Source organism: Skermanella stibiiresistens SB22, assembly GCF_000576635.1.
In the GTDB taxonomy this organism is placed as follows: Bacteria; Pseudomonadota; Alphaproteobacteria; order Azospirillales; family Azospirillaceae; genus Skermanella; species Skermanella stibiiresistens.
The window spans coordinates 1-207 of sequence record NZ_AVFL01000187.1; the positions used below are offsets into that span (position 1 = coordinate 1).

1 protein-coding gene is annotated in these 207 nt (G+C 73.9%); it reads right to left on the reverse strand.

From position 1 onward, the window contains the following. A partial coding sequence (locus tag N825_RS40120; protein WP_211098458.1) for a hypothetical protein occupies positions 1–192 on the reverse strand: 192 nt, incomplete at its 3' end. Between the last annotated feature and the right edge of the window lie 15 nt (positions 193–207).

Sequence of the window (207 nt, forward strand, 5' to 3'; positions counted from 1 at the left end):
GATGCTGAAGGGCGTGTCCATGTAGTCGGTGTTGCCCAGCAGGCCGAGGTGCCCGCCGCGCGCCACCTGGCCGCCGGCGTAGGCCTCGGGCAGCTCGTAGACCGAACGGGCGGTGACGGTCACCGGCGCCAGCGCGGTGACGGGCGCGTCCACGGCGGGCGTCAGCACGTAGCCCTGGTTGGCGCGCTGCATGGCCTGCAGGCCGGT